The sequence below is a fragment of the Streptomyces vietnamensis genome (assembly GCF_000830005.1).
GTDB classification, from domain to species: Bacteria; Actinomycetota; Actinomycetes; order Streptomycetales; family Streptomycetaceae; genus Streptomyces; species Streptomyces vietnamensis.
In genome coordinates this window covers 7,310,013-7,327,090 of record NZ_CP010407.1, presented here as the reverse complement: position 1 = coordinate 7,327,090, position 17,078 = coordinate 7,310,013, and the positions used below count along the sequence as shown (strand labels likewise).

Below are 17,078 nucleotides of genomic sequence, written 5' to 3'. Positions count from 1 at the left end.
CTCATGGCCCGCACCCTCGAGACACCCGCTCCCGTACGCCGCTTCGGGCAGTCGGCCGGCCGCCAGCACCACGCGGGACCGCTGACCTACGTCCTGCTCGCCGTCGCCGCGTTCGTCTCGCTCTTCCCGCTGTACTGGAACCTGGTCGCCGCCTCCCACACCGGCGAGCGGGTCGTGGAGGCCCCGGCGCCGCTGCTGCCCGGCAAGCGGCTCCTGGACAACCTGACCTTCGCCTGGAACCAGGTCGACATGGGCGAGGCCCTGGTCAACACCACGGTCGTGGCGGGCCTGGTGGCGCTGTCCACCGTGCTGTTCTCCACGCTGGCCGGCTTCGCCTTCGCCAAACTGCCCTTCCGGGGCCGGGGCGTGCTGCTCTCGCTCGTGGTCGCCACGATGACGATCCCGCCGCAGCTCAGCGTGATCCCGCTGTACCAGATCATCACGGACCTCGGCTGGTTCGACCAGCTCCAGTCGGTCGTGCTGCCCTCCCTCGTCGCCGCCTTCGGCGTGTTCTTCATGCGGCAGTTCCTGGTGGAGGCGCTGCCGGTGGAGCTCGTGGAGGCGGCCCGGATGGACGGGGCGCACAGCCTCCGGATCATCTGGCACGTCGTCTTCCCGGTGGCCAGGCCCGCGATGGCCGTGCTCGGCATGCTGGTCTTCGTCCAGGCCTGGAACGACTTCTTCTGGCCGTTCATCGCGCTCACCCCGGACGGCAACCCCACCCTCCAGGTGGCGCTCGCCGGCCTCGGCGCGGGCAACCACAGCGTGAACCAGGCCGTGGTGCTGACCGGCGCCCTGATCTCCACGGTGCCGCTGCTGCTCGTCTTCGCCTTCCTCGGCAAGCACATCGTCGGCGGCATCACGGCCGGCGCCGTCAAGAGCTGATCCTGCAACAGCCGACGAGCCCTCTGTTCTGTTTCTCCGTACCCGTGTTGGGAGACCTCTCCTATGACCGCGCCCGAAACCCGGCCGCTCACCGCCGTCCGCTCGTTCCCCGCCGACTTCCTGTGGGGCACCGCCACCGCCGCGTACCAGATCGAGGGAGCGGCGGCGGAGGACGGCCGTACGCCCTCCATCTGGGACACCTTCTCGCACACCCCCGGCAAGGTCTTCGGCGGCCACACCGGTGACGTGGCCGTCGACCACTACCACCGGTTCCGCGAGGACGTCGGGATCATGGCCGAACTCGGCCTGAACGCCTACCGGTTCTCCGTCTCCTGGTCCCGCGTCCAGCCCACCGGCCGGGGCCCGGCCGTCCAGCGGGGTCTCGACTTCTACCGGCGGCTCGTCGACGAGCTGCTCGCCGCCGGGATCGAGCCGGCCCTGACCCTCTACCACTGGGACCTGCCGCAGGAGTTGGAGGACGCGGGCGGCTGGCCCGAGCGGTCGACCGCCGAGCGGTTCGCCGAGTACGCGGGGATCGTCGCCGACGCCGTCGGTGACCGGGTGAAGCGGTGGACGACGCTCAACGAGCCCTGGTGCAGCGCTTTTCTGGGGTACGGCTCCGGGGTGCACGCCCCGGGCCGCACCGACCCGGTGGCCGCACTGCGCGCCGCCCACCACCTCAACCTCGGGCACGGCCTCGCGGTCCAGGCGCTGCGTGCCGCGCTGCCGGCGGACCGGCAGCTCGCGGTCTCGCTCAACCTGCACGAGATCCGGCCGCTGACCGCTTCGGCCGAGGACCTGGACGCGGCCCGCCGCATCGACGCCGTCGGCAACCGGGTCTGGCTGGGCCCGATGCTGGAGGGCGCCTACCCGGAGGACCTGCTCGCCGACACCGCGCACCTGACCGACTGGTCCTTCGTCCGGGACGGCGACACGGCGACGGCGAACCAGCCGCTGGACCTGCTGGCGATCAACTACTACACGCCGACGGTCGTTTCGCACGTCCCGGAGGGTGCGGAGAAGCCGCAGGACGACGGCCACGGGCACAGCGAGCACTCGCCGTGGCCGGGTGCGGACCGGGTCGCCTTCCACCGGGCGCCGGGCGAGTCGACGGCGATGGGCTGGGCGGTCGACCCGAGCGCGCTGTACGACCTGCTGACCCGGGTCTCCGCCGCATACCCCGAACTCCCGCTGGTGATCAGCGAGAACGGGGCGGCGTACGAGGACGTGGTCGGCCCGGACGGTTCGGTGCACGACCCGGAACGCGCCGCCTATGTGCACGCGCATCTGGAGGCGGTGCACCGGGCGCTGTCGGACGGGGTGGACGTGCGCGGTTACTTCCTCTGGTCGCTGCTCGACAACTTCGAGTGGGCGTACGGCTACGCGAAGCGGTTCGGCGCGGTCCGGGTGGACTACGACACCCTGGAGCGCACGCCGAAGTCCAGCGCCCGCTGGTACGCGCGGGTGGCGCGCTCGGGCGAGCTGCACGCGCCCGACGGGGACTGAGCCGGGACGCGGGGAAGGGCCGTGCCGGTCGCCCGGCACGGCCCTTCCTCACGTGGTGACCGCCTGTCAGATGTCGACGACCCGGTAGCCGATGACGTAGATGCCGCCGGAGCCCTCGACCGTGCGCCACTGGGTCTCGGCGCCGACCTCGCTGCCGGTGACGAGCGTGGCGCCCAGCTTGTCGTCGCTGCTGGTGGAGTCGTAGTCCCACAGGGTCAGGGTGCGGGCCTGCTCCTTGCCGAGGATGAGCGCGGCGTTGCCGTTGCCGTCCTCCATGGAGCGGACGTAACCGGTGCCCATGGTCTGGTACTTGATGCCGTTGCCGGGCCAGACCTTGACGGCGTTGCCGTTGGCGTCGGTGATCTTGAGGTAGGCCTCGTCGTGGTCGCCCTCGCTGTTCTGCTGGCAGTGCAGCTCGAACAGCTCGATCTTCACGTAGTCGATCGGCTCGGCGTGCGCGGTGCCGGCGAAGGCGCCGAGGCTGCCGAGTCCGAGCAGGGCGGTGGCGGCGATTCGTGCGGCTCGGTTCTTGCGCATGGTGTGTGTCCCCCGACACATCGGGTCACTCGCGTGACAGTTGGTTCCGGTCCGCTCGTCTCCGGCGGCCCGGTGTGCCGTTTTCCCCCCGGCACGACACCCACTGTGCCCGGCGGGCCCGCCCCTGCTCTACGCGCGTTCCACTGGGCGGAACACGCCCCGGAAATAGGCGGGACCACAGAGCGGGACCAGAGAGCAGGACTGCAGAGCGGGACTACAGGACGAGGGCGGCGGCCGACGGAACCGGACTTCGCCGGCCGCCGCCCCGGGCCAGCGTGCGGGTGATGGCGGCCCCCGCCTCGGCGACGGCCTGGGCGAGCGCGTCGAGACCGCGGCCCGCCGGGACCATGCCGGCGAGCGCCGCGACCGTACGGCCGTCCGGGGCACGGACCGGCAGCGAGGCGCAGCACACCCCCTCCATCACGTCCTCGCGGTCGAACACCGCCCCGCCCCGACGGGGCCCGCGCAGCGCCTTCCCTGCGGCGGTGTCGAGGTGGAACGCGATGCCGTCCCGTATCGGGAGCAGCGGCTCCAGGTCGCCGGGCACCGAGCTCACCGTGATCGCCATGTCCTCGCGCAGCACGGCGAGGACGACGCTGGCGCCGGTGGTGGCCCGCAGGCGCTGGAGCGGCAGCCGGGCGGCGGGGCGCAGGCCGGGGTGCGGTTCCCAGGCCTGGCCGAGGCGGTAGAGCTGCGGGCCGACCCGGTAGCGGTTGCCCCTGCGTTCGACGGCGCCGACGCCGACCAGCTGGTCGAGCAGCCGGTGGACGCTGCCCTTGGGCACCCCGCAGGCGAGCGCGAGTTCGGTCACGCCGGCCTCGTCGCCGTTCCGGCGCAGGGCGTCGAGCAGCGCGAACGCTCCTTCCAGCACTCCCCTGCCGCGCTCCTGGCGCGCCGGTGCGGCCGTCTCCGCGACGCCGTTCGTTCTCCGTGCGGTCCCGGTGTCCATGATGAGTCCCCCTGACTCCGTACGCCCGGCCGCGGTCCCCCGATGGCGCGGCTGCGGGCACACGCCCCACGATGCCGCAGACCGGACGATTCGGCGAAGGGGCTTGCCCGGCACGTCGTGTCGTGTCGTGTCGTGTCGTGTCATGGCATGTCGCGGTGCCCGCCGGTGCCCAGGTTTTGTCGACACGTCACGTCCCGTCCGGTGTGGGGCCCCGGCGAGGCCACCGTCCGTACCTAAGCTCTGCGTCCATGAACCACCTCCCGCCCCGCGCGCCCCGGTCCCGGATCCGCAGGCGCTTCGGTTACGGCCCGGCGGTGCTCGCCGCGGCCCTGGTCCTCGCCGCTCCCCCCACCCTGTCCGCCGAGCCGGCCTCGTACACGCCGGGTCCCACGGCTCCGCATCACGCCCCTTCGGGCAAGCCGGCGGGTCGCTGGATCCGCGCGGCCGGGGCCCCGCTGACCGTGTTCGCCCACCGGGGCGCCTCGTCCACCGCGCCTGAGAACACCCTGGTCTCCGACGAGGTGGCCCGGCGGGGCGGGGCCAAGTGGATCGAGAACGACGTCCAGCCCAGCAAGGACGGCGTGCCGTACATCCTCCACGACGCGACCGTCGACCGGACGACCGACGGGACGGGCACGCTCCGCTCCCTGACCTCCGCCCAGCTGGACGCCCTCGACGCCGGTTCCTGGTTCGCCCCCGTCTTCGCCGGCACCCGCATCCCGACCCTGGCCGCCCAGTTGGCGGACCTGCGGACGCGCGGCGGCAATCTGCTCCTGGAGATCAAGGGCCGACAGACCGAGGCCGAGGTGGCCCGGATCGTGCAGGAGGTCCGCGACCAGGGCATGACCGACCGGGTCTTCGTCCAGAGCTTCGACGTCACGTCCCTGCGGCTCGCCCACGAGCTGGCGCCGGAGCTGCCGTTGGGTCTGCTGCGCGACAACCTGGACGCCGATCCGGTCGCCGTCGCCGAGGACCTTCACCTGGCCGCGTACAACGTCTCGGACAAGGGGCTCTCCGTGCGTCCGTCCGCCGTCGACGAGCTGCACGCGGCGGGCATCGCCGTGAACGTGTGGACGGTCAACGGCGCGGCCCGCTGGAAGGTCCTCGACGAACTCGGCGTGGACGGCGTCATCACCGACCGCCCGACGGAACTCACGGGCTGGATCGCGGGCCGCCGGGCCTGAGCCCCAGGGCTGTCCGGCCGGCATCGCGGGCCGCCGGGCCTGAGGCACGCAAGGCCGGTCAGGCCGTCCCGGTCAGTTCGGCGAGCAGTCCGGGGTTGACCACCCGGAGGATCGTCGCGATGTCGCCGGGGTCGGCCGCCGGCCACAGGACGGCCCTGGCCGCGCGGTACTTGGCGGCGAGCCGTTCCCGCTGGGCGGGCGGCAGGGCGGCGGCCCGGTCCGCGCGGCTGTTGTGCGCGTTGTCGGCGATCTTCAGGAGGGTGGCGTCGGGGTCCCGCGTGATCAGGCGGAGCTTCTCCTCGTAGGGCGTGTCGGGGTGGTTGGTGACGGCTTCGACGAGGGCGACGACCCGCGCGGGGATCCCGGCGGCGCGCAGCCGCTCCGCCGTCCACTCCGTGTCCTCGATGACGTCGTGCAGCAGACCGGCCATGGCCAGGTGCGGGCCGAGCGGTTCCAGGCCGGCGGCGACGGCGCGGACGTGGGCGATGTAGGGGACGCCGGTCTTGTCGACCTGTCCGGCGTGCGCGTGGTCGGCCAGTGCATCCACTTCGGCGAGAGTTGTCATGCGTCTCATCATCCCTGTCACAGGGTGTTCACACGAACGGCGGAATGCCGTTCGTGGAGCGGCTGGTTGGCCATGGCATGACTCTTGGAGTGACGCTCAGCTCGACCTCCCGGCAGCTTCCGATCGACGAGACGGTGCGGCTCGCGAGGGAGGCGGCCGATGCCGGTCTGCACTCGGCGTGGTTCGGCCAGTCCTTCGCGTACGACTCGCCCTCGCTCGCCGCGATCGTCGGGCGCGAGGTGCCCGGGCTGCAGGTGGGGACGTCCGCGATCCCGGTCTTCGGCCGCCATCCGCTGCTCGTCTCCAGCCAGGCGCAGACCGCCCAGGCCGCCACCGGCGGCCGCTATCACCTCGGGCTCGCCCTCGGCACCCGGCATCTGACCGAGACCGGCTTCGGCCTCCCGTACGAGCGGCCCATCAAGCTGCTCAGGGAGTTCCTCACCGCCCTGCGGCCACTTCTGGAGACGGGCGAGGCCGATTTCCACGGGGAGCTGCTGACCGCGACGACGCCGTACTCGGCGGCCGTGCCGGGGGCTCGGCCTCCGGTGCCGGTCCTGGTGGCCGCGATGGGCCCGCAGGCGCTGCGGGTCAGCGGTGAACTCGCCGACGGCATCCTGCCGTTCCTCGCGGGTCCGCGTGCGCTCGCCGAGCACGTCGTCCCGGCCGTGACCGCGGCGGCGGAGGCTGCGGGCCGGCCCGCGCCCCGGATCGTGGCGCTCGTGCCGGGCGTGGTGACGGCGGACGTCGAGGGCGTACGGGAGAAGGCGGCGGAGGCGCACGCGCTGTACGAGCGGATTCCCTCCTACCAGCGGGTGATCGAGCTCTCGGGCGCCGAGCGGGCCGCCGAACTGGCCCTGATCGGCGACGAGGAGGCCGTCGCCGAAGGGGTGCGGCGCTACCGCGAGGCGGGGGCGACGGAGGTGGTGTTCACGGCGACGGACCTGGGCGGCGAGGACGACCGCCGCCGGACGTGGAAGCTGCTCGGGGAGCTGGCGCGGGGCTGAGCTCCTGGGTGCGTCGCTCCTAGGTGCGTCCCGCGCCCTGGGTCACCGCCTCCTCCTGGAGCGCCTCCTCGCCCTCCGTGTCCAGGTGGGGCAGGAGGCGGTCCAGCCAGCCCGGGGTCCACCAGGCGTGCCGGCCGAGGAGGGTCATCACGGCGGGCACGAGCAGCAGGCGGACCACGGTGGCGTCGATGAGGACGCTGGCGGCGAGGCCGAGGCCGAGCATCTTGACGACGATGTTGTCGGAGACGATGAAGGCCGCGAAGACGCTGACCATGATGAGTGCGGCGCAGGTGATGACCCGTGCGGTGATCTCCAGGGCGTGGGCGACGCTGGCCTTGGAGTCCCCGGTGCGCAGCCAGGCCTCGCGGACGCGGGAGAGCAGGAAGATCTCGTAGTCCATGCTCAGGCCGAAGACGATGGCGAACATCATCATCGGTACGTAGCTCTCGATGGGCACCTTGCCGTTGACCCCGAGGGCGGGTCCGCCCCAGCCCCACTGGAACACGGCGACGACGACGCCGTACGAGGCGGCGATGGAGAGCACGTTGAGCACGGCGGCCTTGACCGCGACCAGGACTCCGCGGAAGACGATGAGGATGACGAGGAAGGCGAGCCCCACGACGACGGCGATGATCAGCGGCAGGCGGCTGGAGACGATGTCGAGGAAGTCGACCTGGGCGGCCGTGTTCCCGGTGACGTAGGTCTGTGCGTCGGTGCCGGTGACGGCCTGCGGGAGGACGTCGTCGACGAGGTGGTTGGTCAGTTCGGTCGTCTTCTCGTCCTGCGGGGAGGCCACGGAGTAGGCGGTGCCGACGAGGACGTCCCCGTCGGGGGTGGTCTGGAGCGGGGTGATGTAGGCGGCGTCCGGGACGCCCGTCAGCGCGTCCTTGAGTTTGGTGCCGAGGTCGGCGCGGTCGGCGGCCGGGACGGCCGACTGGTCGACGACCACCGTGAGCGGCCCGTTCGCGCCGGGGCCGAAGGCCGTGGAGATCAGATCGTAGGCCCGCCGGTCGGTGAAGGACTCGGGGTCGGCGCCGTCGCCGATGTGGCCGAGCTGGATGAACAACAGGGGGAACGCCAGCACCAGGAGGACGAGGACCCCGCCGGTCAGGAACCACCAGGGGCGCCTCTCGACCCGCTGTGCGTACCGGTGCCAGGTGCCGTGCGCGGGCGCTCCGGGTTCGGCGTCGGTCTCCGCGACGGGTTTGCGCACGTGGTACCGGTCGATGCGTCTGCCGACGAGTCCGAGCATGGCCGGGACGAGGGTGAGTGCGGCGATGACGGCGGTGACGACCGTGAAGGCGGCCGCGAGGCCGAGTTTGCCGATGAAGGTGACGCCGGAGACCCAGAGGCCGGACAGGGCGATGATGACGGTGCAGCCGGAGACGAGGACCGCGCGGCCGCTGGTGGTGGTCGCGAGGGCGGCCGCGTCGGCGGGATCGTGGCCGTTCATGAGGTTCTGGCGGTGGCGGGTGATGAGGAACAGCGCGTAGTCGATGCCGACGCCGAGGCCGATCATGGTGGCCAGGGTGGGCGAGACGGTCCCGAAGGTGAAGGCGGCCGCCATCAGGCCGAGCAGGGCGAGACCGCAGACCGCTCCGAGCAGTGCGGTGACCAGGGGCATGACGGCGCCGATCACACTGCCGAAGCCGATGAGGAGGACGACGATCGCGACGGCGAAGCCGATGGCCTCGCTGCTGCGGTCGTCGGCCGTCGGGCGGGCGAGTTCACCGAGCGAACCGCCGTACTCGACGGTGACGCCGGCGTCCCGCAGGGGCTGTACGGCGGCGTCGACGCCGTTCAGGTAGTCGGTGCCCAGTGTGGAGGGGGCCACGCTGAAGCGGACGGTGATGTAGGCGGTCTTGCCGTCCGTGGACAGCGGTCCCACGTTGGGCGTCCCCGCCGGGAGCGGCGGCGGTGTGGTCCCGGGTGGCGGGAGCGGGTTCTGCGCGCCGATGACGTCGGGGAGCTTCGCCAGGGCGGCGACCGCGGAGTTGACCGCGGAGGCCTCCTGCGCAAGGGGTTTGGAAGGGTCGTTCAGGACGACCTGGGCGCTGTATCCGCCGGCCGCGGGGTCGTGGGCCTTGAGGACGTCGAGTCCGTCGGCGGACTGCACCCCGGGAAGCGAGAAGTTGTCCTCGTACTCGCCGCCGACGGCCCGGTCGAGGACCTGGAGTCCTGCGACGGCCGCCAGCCAGAGGGCGATGACGACGATGAAGTGGCGGGCGCACCAGTGACCTGTGCGGTAGAGGACGCCTCTGGACGGTGCTGGCCGGCCTGTGGCCGGGCTTCCTGCGTTCATGGCGTGGCCGTGTCCGGATAGGGAGATCCCCGAGCGGTTCCGGCACCCGCTGCACGCGGGCCTACGCCGTCCATGGTGCGCCTGCGGCGGCGCTCCGGCATCTCGGCGGGAGGACCCCCCGGAACAACGGGTTCAGGTGAGCAGGTGGTGCGTGTGGGAGGAGCGGCGTGCGGCGGCGAGGAGGGCGTGGATGCGGGGGCCGGCCTGGTCCGTCTCCGTGAGGGGGGTGGGGAACGGCAGCCGGGCGTCCTGGTGGTGGCCGGTGCGGTGTTCGAGGCGCAGGGTGATGCCGTACCGGTCCAGGGCGACGGGCAGGGCGCGGGTCAAGTCCCGTTCGGGGCGCGGCCGGACGAGGCGGAGGAGCAGGGGGACGAGTTCGGCGTGGCGGTCGACGAGGTGGGTGAGCATGGTCGCCTCGCGCGTGGCCATGGGGTCGGGTGCGGTGGCCCGGATCTCGTCGAGGGTGACGTACGTGCGTCCTTCGTCGTCCTCGATGAGGGCCTGGCCGAACTCCAGGCAGGTGCTCGTGGTCGCCTCCGAGGTGTACGGGGCGGCAAGGAGGCCGGTCAGGGTGACGCGGGCGCGCAGGCGTCGGCGTACGGGGGTGGGGGCGATGTCGGTGAGTTCGAGGCGGACGGGGATGCGGGCGGTCCGTCCGGTGGGGCAGTCCTCGGAGGGGTCGTGGAGGTGGAGGTGTCCCAGGGGCCCGGTGCCGTCGAGGCGGTGGACCTCCTGGTGGACTCCGTCGGTGACGACGGTCATCGAGTGGGCGGCGGTCAGGATCGACCGGACGCGTTCGGCGGGCGTGGGTCGCGCGGTGTGGGCGCTGAAGGGACGCATGCACGTACTCCCGGGGAGAAGGACGACGGAGACCTGAATACTTAGGCAAGCCTAACCTAACTCACCCTCTCGAAGAGAAGAAGGTCACAGCTGTACGCCCTGCTGTTCCTTTAGCGATCTCCCCTAGCATCCGAGCCATGACGGTCCTGCCTGACGACGGGCTCTCCCTGGCGTCCGAATTCCCAGACGCGCCACACGATCAGTGGCAACACCTCGTGGCGGGTGTCCTGCGCAAGTCGGGCAAGGAGGTCTCCGGCGCCGCCGCCGAGGACGCCCTGTCCACCCTCCTTGAGGACGGCCTCGGCACCCGCCCCCTGTACACCGCGCGCGACACCGCGCCCGACCCCGGCCTCCCCGGCTTCGCGCCCTTCGTGCGCGGCGGGCGGGCCGAGGGCAACACCGTCGGCGGCTGGGACGTGCGCCAGCGGCACCTGACGGCCGACAACGAGGCCGTCCTCGCCGACCTGGAGAACGGCGTCACCTCCCTGTGGCTCGGCGTCGGCGGCACGGGCATCCCGGTGTCCTCGCTCGACGGCGTCCTCGACGGCGTCTACCTCGACCTCGCGCCCGTCGTCCTCGACGCGGGCGACGAGACGGAGGCGGCCGCCGAGCGGCTGCTGCGGCTGTACGAGGAGCGGGGCGTCGCCCCGGAGGCGGCCCGCGGCAGCCTGGGCGCCGACCCGCTGGGCCACGAGGCCCGCACCGGCCGCGCGGCCTACGACCTGGCGTCCGTCGCCGGCCTCGCACGCCGCTGCGCCGACACGTACCCGGGCCTTCGGGCCCTCACCGTGGACGCCCTGCCGTACCACGAGGCCGGCGGCTCGGCCGCGCAGGAGCTCGGCTGCTCCCTCGCGACCGGTGTCGCCTACCTGCGGGGCCTGACCGAGGCCGGACTGAGCGTCACCGAGGCCTGCGGGCAGCTGGAGTTCCGTTACGCCGCCACCGCCGACCAGTTCCTGACGATCGCCAAGCTGCGCGCCGCGCGCCGCCTGTGGGCCCGTGTCGCCGAGGCCTGCGGCGCCCCGGAGGCGGGCGCGCAGCGCCAGCACGCGGTGACCTCGCCGGTGATGATGACGCGCCGCGACCCCTGGGTGAACATGCTGCGCACCACCATCGCGACCCTCGCGGCCGGTGTGGGCGGCGCCGACAGCGTCACCGTGCTGCCCTTCGACGACGCGCTCGGCCTGCCGGACGCGTTCGCCCGCCGGATCGCCCGCAACACCTCCACCGTCCTCATCGAGGAGTCCCACCTGTCCCGGGTCATCGACCCGGCGGGCGGCTCCTGGTACGTGGAGAAGCTCACCGACGAACTCGCGCACGCCGCCTGGGAGTTCTTCCGGACGATCGAGCGGGCGGGCGGCCAGGAGGCCGCGCTGCGCTCCGGCCTGATCGGCGAGCGGCTCGCCGAGACCTGGGCCGCGCGCAGCAGGAAGCTCGCCACCCGCCGCGAACCCATCACCGGCGTCAGCGAGTTCCCGCACCTCGCGGAGAAGCCCGTCGACCGCGCGCCCGCGCCCCAGCCGCTCTCCGGTGGCCTCCCCCGCGTCCGGCGCGACGAGGCGTACGAGGAGCTGCGCGCCCGCTCCGACGCCCACCTCGCGGCGACCGGTGCCCGGCCCCGCGTCTACCTGGCCGCGCTCGGCCCGGCGGCCGCGCACTCGGCCCGGCTCACCTTCGCCGCCAACCTCTTCCAGGCGGGCGGCATCGAGGCCGTCACCGAGGGCACGTTCGAGGAGAGCGGCGCCCGCGAGGCCTGCCTCTGCTCCAACGACGCGCTGTACGAGGAGCAGGCCGAGGCCACCGCCGGGGAGCTGCGCGCGGCCGGGGCCGAGCACGTCCTCCTGGCCGGGCGCCCCGCGTCGTACGCCGGTGTCGACTCGTACGTCTTCGCCGGCTGCGACGCCGTCGCCCTGCTCTCCACCGCCCTCGACCGCATGGGAGTGTCCTGATGTCCATCCCCGATTTCTCCGGGATCGAGCTCGGGGCACAGGCCGCCGGGGGCGGGTCCGACGAGTGGCGCACGGCCGTCGAGAAGGCGGCGGGCGGTGACGACCTGCTGTGGGAGACCCCGGAGGGCATCGCCGTCAAGCCGCTGTACACCGGGCAGGACCTGGAGGGCCTGGACTTCCTGGACACCCGTCCGGGCATGACCCCGTACCTGCGCGGCCCGTACCCGACCATGTACGTCAACCAGCCCTGGACGATCCGTCAGTACGCGGGCTTCTCCACGGCCGAGGAGTCGAACGCCTTCTACCGGCGCAACCTCGCCGCCGGCCAGAAGGGCCTGTCGGTCGCCTTCGACCTGCCGACCCACCGCGGCTACGACAGCGACCACCCGCGCGTCACCGGTGACGTCGGCATGGCCGGCGTGGCCATCGACTCCATCTACGACATGCGGCAGCTGTTCGACGGCATCCCGCTGGACAAGATGTCCGTGTCGATGACGATGAACGGCGCGGTGCTGCCCGTGCTCGCGCTGTACATCGTGGCCGCCGAGGAGCAGGGCGTACCGCCCGAGAAGCTGGCCGGGACCATCCAGAACGACATCCTCAAGGAGTTCATGGTCCGCAACACGTACATCTATCCGCCCGGGCCGTCGATGCGGATCATCTCCGACATCTTCGCGTACACCTCGCAGCGGATGCCGCGCTACAACTCCATCTCCATCTCCGGGTACCACATCCAGGAGGCGGGTGCGACGGCCGACCTGGAGCTGGCGTACACGCTCGCGGACGGTGTGGAGTACATCCGGGCCGGGCGTGAAGCGGGCCTGGACGTGGACGCGTTCGCGCCGCGCCTGTCGTTCTTCTGGGCGATCGGCATGAACTTCTTCATGGAGATCGCGAAGCTGCGCGCGGCCCGGCTGCTCTGGGCGAAGCTGGTCAAGCAGTTCGACCCGCAGAACGCCAAGTCGCTTTCCCTGCGGACCCATTCGCAGACCTCCGGCTGGTCGCTGACCGCGCAGGACGTGTTCAACAACGTCACGCGGACCTGCGTGGAGGCGATGGCCGCGACCCAGGGCCACACCCAGTCGCTGCACACCAACGCCCTCGACGAGGCCCTCGCGCTGCCCACCGACTTCTCGGCGCGCATCGCCCGCAACACGCAGCTGCTCCTCCAGCAGGAGTCCGGCACCTGCCGGACGATCGACCCCTGGGGCGGCAGCGCGTACGTCGAGAAGCTCACCTACGACCTGGCCCGCCGCGCGTGGAAGCACATCCAGGAGGTCGAGCAGGCCGGCGGCATGGCCAAGGCCATCGACGCGGGCATCCCCAAGCTGCGCGTGGAGGAGGCCGCGGCCCGCACCCAGGCCCGCATCGACTCCGGACGGCAGCCGGTGATCGGCGTCAACAAGTACCGGGTGGCGTCCGACGAGCAGATCGAGGTCCTCAAGGTCGACAACTCCTCCGTCCGCGCCCAGCAGATCGAGAAGCTGCGGCGGCTGCGCGAGGAGCGCGACGAGACCGCCTGCCGGGACGCGCTCGACGCGCTCACCCGCGCCGCGGGCGGCGACGGCAACCTCCTGGAGCTCGCCGTGCGCGCGGCCCGCGCGAAGGCCACCGTCGGCGAGATCTCGGAGGCCCTGGAGAAGGTGTACGGCCGTCACGCGGCGCAGATCCGTACGATCTCCGGTGTGTACCGCACCGAGACAGGCGAGTCCCCCTCCGTGGAGCGCACCCGGACCCTGGTCGACGCCTTCGGCGAGGCCGAGGGGCGCCGGCCGCGCATCCTGGTCGCCAAGATGGGCCAGGACGGCCACGACCGGGGCCAGAAGGTGATCGCCACCGCCTTCGCCGACCTGGGCTTCGACGTGGACGTCGGCCCGCTGTTCCAGACCCCGGCCGAGGTGGCGCGTCAGGCCGTCGAGGCGGACGTGCACATCGTCGGGGTCTCGTCGCTGGCCGCGGGGCACCTCACCCTCGTGCCGGCGCTGCGGGAGGAGCTCGCGGCGGAGGGCCGCGAGGACATCATGATCGTGGTCGGCGGCGTCATCCCCCCGCAGGACGTGCCGACGCTCCTGGAGATGGGCGCGGCGGCCGTGTTCCCGCCGGGGACGGTGATCCCCGACGCGGCCCACGACCTGGTGACGCGGCTGGCGGCCGACCTCGGGCACGACCTGTGATCGGTCTCGACACGTATGTGAAGGGCGTGCTCGACGGGAAGCGGGCGGTGATCGCGCGTGCGATCACCCTCGTCGAGTCGACGCGCCCCCAGCACCGTGCGCTCGCGCAGGAGCTCCTCACGGAGCTCCTGCCGCACAGCGGGAAGGCCGTGCGGATCGGGATCAGCGGGGTGCCCGGGGTCGGGAAGTCCACCTTCATCGACGCGTTCGGGACGATGCTGACCGGGCTCGGCCACCGGGTGGCGGTGCTCGCCGTCGACCCGTCGTCGACCCGTACGGGCGGCTCGATCCTCGGCGACAAGACCCGGATGGAGCGGCTGGCCGTCGACCCGGCGGCCTTCGTCCGCCCCTCCCCCAGCGCCGGCACGCTCGGCGGCGTCGCGAAGGCGACGCGGGAGTCGATGGTCGTGATGGAGGCCGCGGGCTACGACGTGGTGCTCGTGGAGACGGTGGGTGTCGGCCAGTCCGAGACCGCCGTCGCCAACATGGTCGACTCGTTCCTGCTGCTCACCTTGGCCCGGACCGGCGATCAGCTCCAGGGCATCAAGAAGGGCGTCCTGGAGCTGGCCGACGTGGTCGCCGTCAACAAGGCGGACGGCCCGCACGAGCGCGACGCCCGCGCCGCCGCGCGTGAGCTGGCGGGCGCGCTGCGGCTGATGCACGGCGCCGACGCGGCCTGGACCCCGCCGGTGCTGAGCTGCAGCGCCCGGGAGTCGGCAGGCCTCGACGAGGTCTGGGACCGTCTGAAGCAGCACCGGGCGCTCCTCGACTCGACCGGCCGCCTCGCGGCCAAGCGCCAGGACCAGCAGGTCGACTGGACGTGGTCGATGGTCCGGGACGAGCTGCTGCGACGGCTGAGCGCCGACCCGGCGGTCCAGGACGTGACGCCCTCCCTGGAGCGGCGGGTCAGGGACGGCGAGCTGACGGCGACCCTGGCCGCCGAGGAGATCCTGAGGGCCTTCGGGGAGCGCAGGGACTGAGCCGGGCATGGAGAAGGGCGCCTGAACGGGGTTTCCCGTCAGGCGCCCTTCTCCGTGCCCGGGCGCAGCCACACTCAGGCGTTGTTCTCCATGCCCGGTCGCAGCCGCGCGAGCAGGCCGTACAGGGTGGCGCTGTCCTCCGCGCCGAGGGTGTCGAGGGCGCCGTGGGTCGCCTGCATCTCCTCGCGGACCCGCCGGATGACCTCCCGGCCCTCGTCGGTCGCCACGACGTTCTTCACGCGCCGGTCGGAGGCGTCGGGCTCGCGGCGCACCAGGCCGCGCCCCTCCAGGCGGTCGATGATCCCGGTGACGTTCGACGCGTCGCAGACGAGCAGGGTCGCGAGGGCGCGCATCGGCAGCGGACCGTTCAGCTGGGCGAGGACCTTGGCCTGCGTGGACGTCAGCCCGTGGTGGGCGGCAGCGGCGGCGAAGTCGCGCCACTGCGCCGTGCCGATGGCGGCGAGGAGCTCGAGCAGCTGGAGCTTGGTGGGCGTCTCGGGGGTCGTCGCGCTCATGGTTCGAGCATACTCACGATCCTTGACATTATCAATTGTTTACTTAAGGACCTCAAGCATTTACTTGACCTCCTCAAGCATCGGGGCCTACCGTCGTCGTATTACTTGATGACATCAAACATCTACGACGTGAAGCACCGAGAAGGTCCCCACACATGAGTCACGAGACCACCCCGCCCGCCGCCGATCCCCGGCGCGAGACGCTCGTCGTCTTCGCGCTGAGCCTCGCCGCCATGGTCGTGTCGATGATGCAGACCCTGCCGGTCCCGATCCTCGGCCTCATCCGCGCCGACCTGGGCACCTCGGCCGCCAACGTCAGCTGGGTCACCACCGCCACCCTGCTCTCCGCCGCCGTCTTCACCCCGCTGCTCGGCCGCTTCGGCGACCAGCACGGCAAGAAGCCCACCCTGGTCGCCGTCCTCGGCGTCATGGTCGCCGGCTCCGTCGTCGCCGCCCTGGCGACCTCGCTCCCCCTGCTGATCCTCGGCCGCGTCCTCCAGGGCGCCGCCACCGCGATCTTCCCGCTCGCCCTGTCCGTGCTGCGCGAGGAGGTCCGCCCGCAGAAGCTGCCCGGCGCGATGTCCCTGGTCAGCGGCACCCTCGCCTTCGGCAGCGGTCTCGCGCTCGTCGCCACCGGCCTGCTCACCTCCGGCTCCGACGCCGACTACCGCAGCGCCTTCTGGATGGCCACCGGCTTCGCCGCGATCGCCCTCCTCGCCGTCGTGTTCCTGGTCCCCGCGACCCGCCACAAGACCGGCGGCCGCACCGACTTCCTCGGCGCGCTCACCCTCGGCGCCACCCTGCTGCTCCTCCTGCTGCCGATCTCGCAGGGCCACGAATGGGGCTGGACCTCCGGCCGCACCCTGGGCAGCTTCGCGGCCGCGGCCGTCATGACCGTCGTCTGGGTCTTCACCGAGCTCAAGGTCCGCGAGCCCCTCGTCGACATGCGGATGTTCGTGCACCGGCCGGTGCTCATGGCCAACCTGGCCGGCATCCTCGTCGGCTTCGGCATGTTCGCGAACTTCCTGGGCGTCTCGTACCTCGTCCAGATGCCCGAGGCCCTCACCGGCTACGGCTTCGGCGCCTCCATCCTCCGCGCCTCCGTGGAGTTCCTGCTGCCCGGCGCGATCGTCTCCCTGCTCGCCTCGCCGATCGGCGGCCGCCTGGTCCGCCACCGCGGCCCGCGCACCGCGCTGACCCTGGCCGCCGCGTTCGGCGCCGTGGGCTTCGGCTGGCTCGCCCTCGACCACGGCCACACCGCGTCGGTGATCGGCGCCGGCGTGATCGTCGGCGCGGCCGTCAGCTTCGGGTACGCGGCCATGCCCGCCGTCATCATGGCGAGCGTCCCGCACCACCAGAGCGGCATCGCCAACGGCATCAACTCGATCTCCCGCTCCACCGGCAGCGCGGTCGGCAGCGCCGTGGTCACCACGATCCTGGCCTCGCAGACGATCGAGCACCTGCCCGCCGGCGTCCCGGCCCTGCCCGCCGAGTCCGGCTTCACCCTCACCTTCTGGATCGGCGCCGCCGCCTTCGCGCTCGTCGCGGTCATCGCCCGCCTCGGCCTGCGGACCGGCCAGGCGCCCCGTACCGAGCGGGTGAGCGCACCGGCCGCCGAGACCGCCGAGGCCTCCGAGAAGGAGACGGCCGCGGCATGACGCGAGGGGCGGGTCCGTCGGAAGACGGAC

The 17,078-nt window shown here is 72.4% G+C and carries 14 protein-coding genes; 8 read left to right on the top strand and 6 right to left on the bottom strand.

Annotation, left to right across the window (positions count from 1 at the left end; translation table 11 throughout):
* The first annotated feature begins 3 nt into the window (after nucleotides 1-3).
* Together SVTN_RS32790 and SVTN_RS32785 are read left to right on the top strand one after the other, a co-directional pair.
* The gene (locus tag SVTN_RS32790; RefSeq protein WP_041132343.1) at nucleotides 4-885 is read left to right on the top strand and encodes a carbohydrate ABC transporter permease; all 882 of its coding nucleotides are present in this window, start codon (nucleotides 4-6) and stop codon (nucleotides 883-885) included.
* A gap of 63 nt (nucleotides 886-948) precedes the next feature.
* Nucleotides 949-2,391 (top strand): GH1 family beta-glucosidase, encoded by a 1,443-nt coding sequence (locus SVTN_RS32785; RefSeq protein ID WP_041132342.1) that lies wholly within the window; start codon nucleotides 949-951, stop codon nucleotides 2,389-2,391.
* Nucleotides 2,392-2,457: 66 nt separating this feature from the next.
* Here the strand turns inward: SVTN_RS32785 and SVTN_RS32780 are convergent, their stop codons facing one another.
* Both SVTN_RS32780 and SVTN_RS32775 read right to left on the bottom strand, forming a co-directional pair.
* The gene (locus tag SVTN_RS32780; protein ID WP_041132341.1) at nucleotides 2,458-2,928 is read right to left on the bottom strand and encodes a hypothetical protein; all 471 of its coding nucleotides are present in this window, start codon (nucleotides 2,926-2,928) and stop codon (nucleotides 2,458-2,460) included.
* Nucleotides 2,929-3,142: 214 nt separating this feature from the next.
* A complete protein-coding gene (locus SVTN_RS32775; protein ID WP_041132340.1) occupies nucleotides 3,143-3,877 on the bottom strand; it encodes an IclR family transcriptional regulator in 735 nt (244 codons plus the stop codon).
* Nucleotides 3,878-4,125: 248 nt separating this feature from the next.
* Between SVTN_RS32775 and SVTN_RS32770 the strand changes: the two genes are divergently transcribed.
* Complete coding sequence (locus tag SVTN_RS32770; protein WP_041132339.1) at nucleotides 4,126-5,061, top strand: glycerophosphodiester phosphodiesterase; 936 nt, start codon at nucleotides 4,126-4,128, stop codon at nucleotides 5,059-5,061.
* A gap of 58 nt (nucleotides 5,062-5,119) precedes the next feature.
* Here the strand turns inward: SVTN_RS32770 and SVTN_RS32765 are convergent, their stop codons facing one another.
* Nucleotides 5,120-5,626, bottom strand: a complete 507-nt coding sequence (locus tag SVTN_RS32765; protein WP_041132338.1) for an HD domain-containing protein — start codon at nucleotides 5,624-5,626, stop codon at nucleotides 5,120-5,122.
* Between the two features lie 77 nt (nucleotides 5,627-5,703).
* Here SVTN_RS32765 and SVTN_RS32760 point away from each other — a divergent pair, with 77 nt between their 5' ends.
* Nucleotides 5,704-6,630, top strand: a complete 927-nt coding sequence (locus SVTN_RS32760) for an LLM class F420-dependent oxidoreductase (RefSeq protein WP_041132337.1) — start codon at nucleotides 5,704-5,706, stop codon at nucleotides 6,628-6,630.
* A gap of 19 nt (nucleotides 6,631-6,649) precedes the next feature.
* Here the strand turns inward: SVTN_RS32760 and SVTN_RS32755 are convergent, their stop codons facing one another.
* Both SVTN_RS32755 and SVTN_RS32750 read right to left on the bottom strand, forming a co-directional pair.
* Nucleotides 6,650-8,932 carry an MMPL family transporter gene (locus tag SVTN_RS32755; RefSeq protein WP_041132336.1) on the bottom strand — a complete coding sequence of 761 codons (2,283 nt, stop codon included), beginning with the start codon at nucleotides 8,930-8,932 and terminating at the stop codon, nucleotides 6,650-6,652.
* A gap of 132 nt (nucleotides 8,933-9,064) precedes the next feature.
* Complete coding sequence (locus SVTN_RS32750; protein ID WP_041132335.1) at nucleotides 9,065-9,772, bottom strand: DUF2470 domain-containing protein; 708 nt, start codon at nucleotides 9,770-9,772, stop codon at nucleotides 9,065-9,067.
* A gap of 137 nt (nucleotides 9,773-9,909) precedes the next feature.
* Here SVTN_RS32750 and SVTN_RS32745 point away from each other — a divergent pair, with 137 nt between their 5' ends.
* The 3 genes from SVTN_RS32745 to meaB are packed head-to-tail and all read left to right on the top strand — an operon-like array spanning nucleotide 9,910 to nucleotide 14,875.
* The gene (locus SVTN_RS32745) at nucleotides 9,910-11,721 is read left to right on the top strand and encodes a methylmalonyl-CoA mutase family protein (protein WP_041132334.1); all 1,812 of its coding nucleotides are present in this window, start codon (nucleotides 9,910-9,912) and stop codon (nucleotides 11,719-11,721) included.
* Nucleotides 11,721-13,895, top strand: a complete 2,175-nt coding sequence (gene scpA, locus SVTN_RS32740; RefSeq protein ID WP_041132333.1) for a methylmalonyl-CoA mutase — start codon at nucleotides 11,721-11,723, stop codon at nucleotides 13,893-13,895. Before SVTN_RS32745 ends, scpA begins: the two co-directional genes overlap by 1 nt.
* On the top strand, nucleotides 13,892-14,875 hold the full coding sequence (meaB, locus tag SVTN_RS32735; protein WP_041132332.1) for a methylmalonyl Co-A mutase-associated GTPase MeaB: 984 nt from the start codon (nucleotides 13,892-13,894) through the stop codon (nucleotides 14,873-14,875). Before scpA ends, meaB begins: the two co-directional genes overlap by 4 nt.
* A 74-nt stretch (nucleotides 14,876-14,949) precedes the next feature.
* Here meaB and SVTN_RS32730 read toward each other — a convergent pair whose 3' ends face one another.
* Nucleotides 14,950-15,390, bottom strand: coding sequence for a MarR family winged helix-turn-helix transcriptional regulator (locus tag SVTN_RS32730; RefSeq protein ID WP_041132331.1), 441 nt, complete (start codon nucleotides 15,388-15,390; stop codon nucleotides 14,950-14,952).
* Nucleotides 15,391-15,545: 155 nt separating this feature from the next.
* On the opposite strand from SVTN_RS32730, the gene SVTN_RS32725 reads away from it, so the two are divergent.
* On the top strand, nucleotides 15,546-17,048 hold the full coding sequence (locus tag SVTN_RS32725; protein WP_041132330.1) for an MFS transporter: 1,503 nt from the start codon (nucleotides 15,546-15,548) through the stop codon (nucleotides 17,046-17,048).
* The last annotated feature ends 30 nt before the right edge of the window (nucleotides 17,049-17,078 follow it).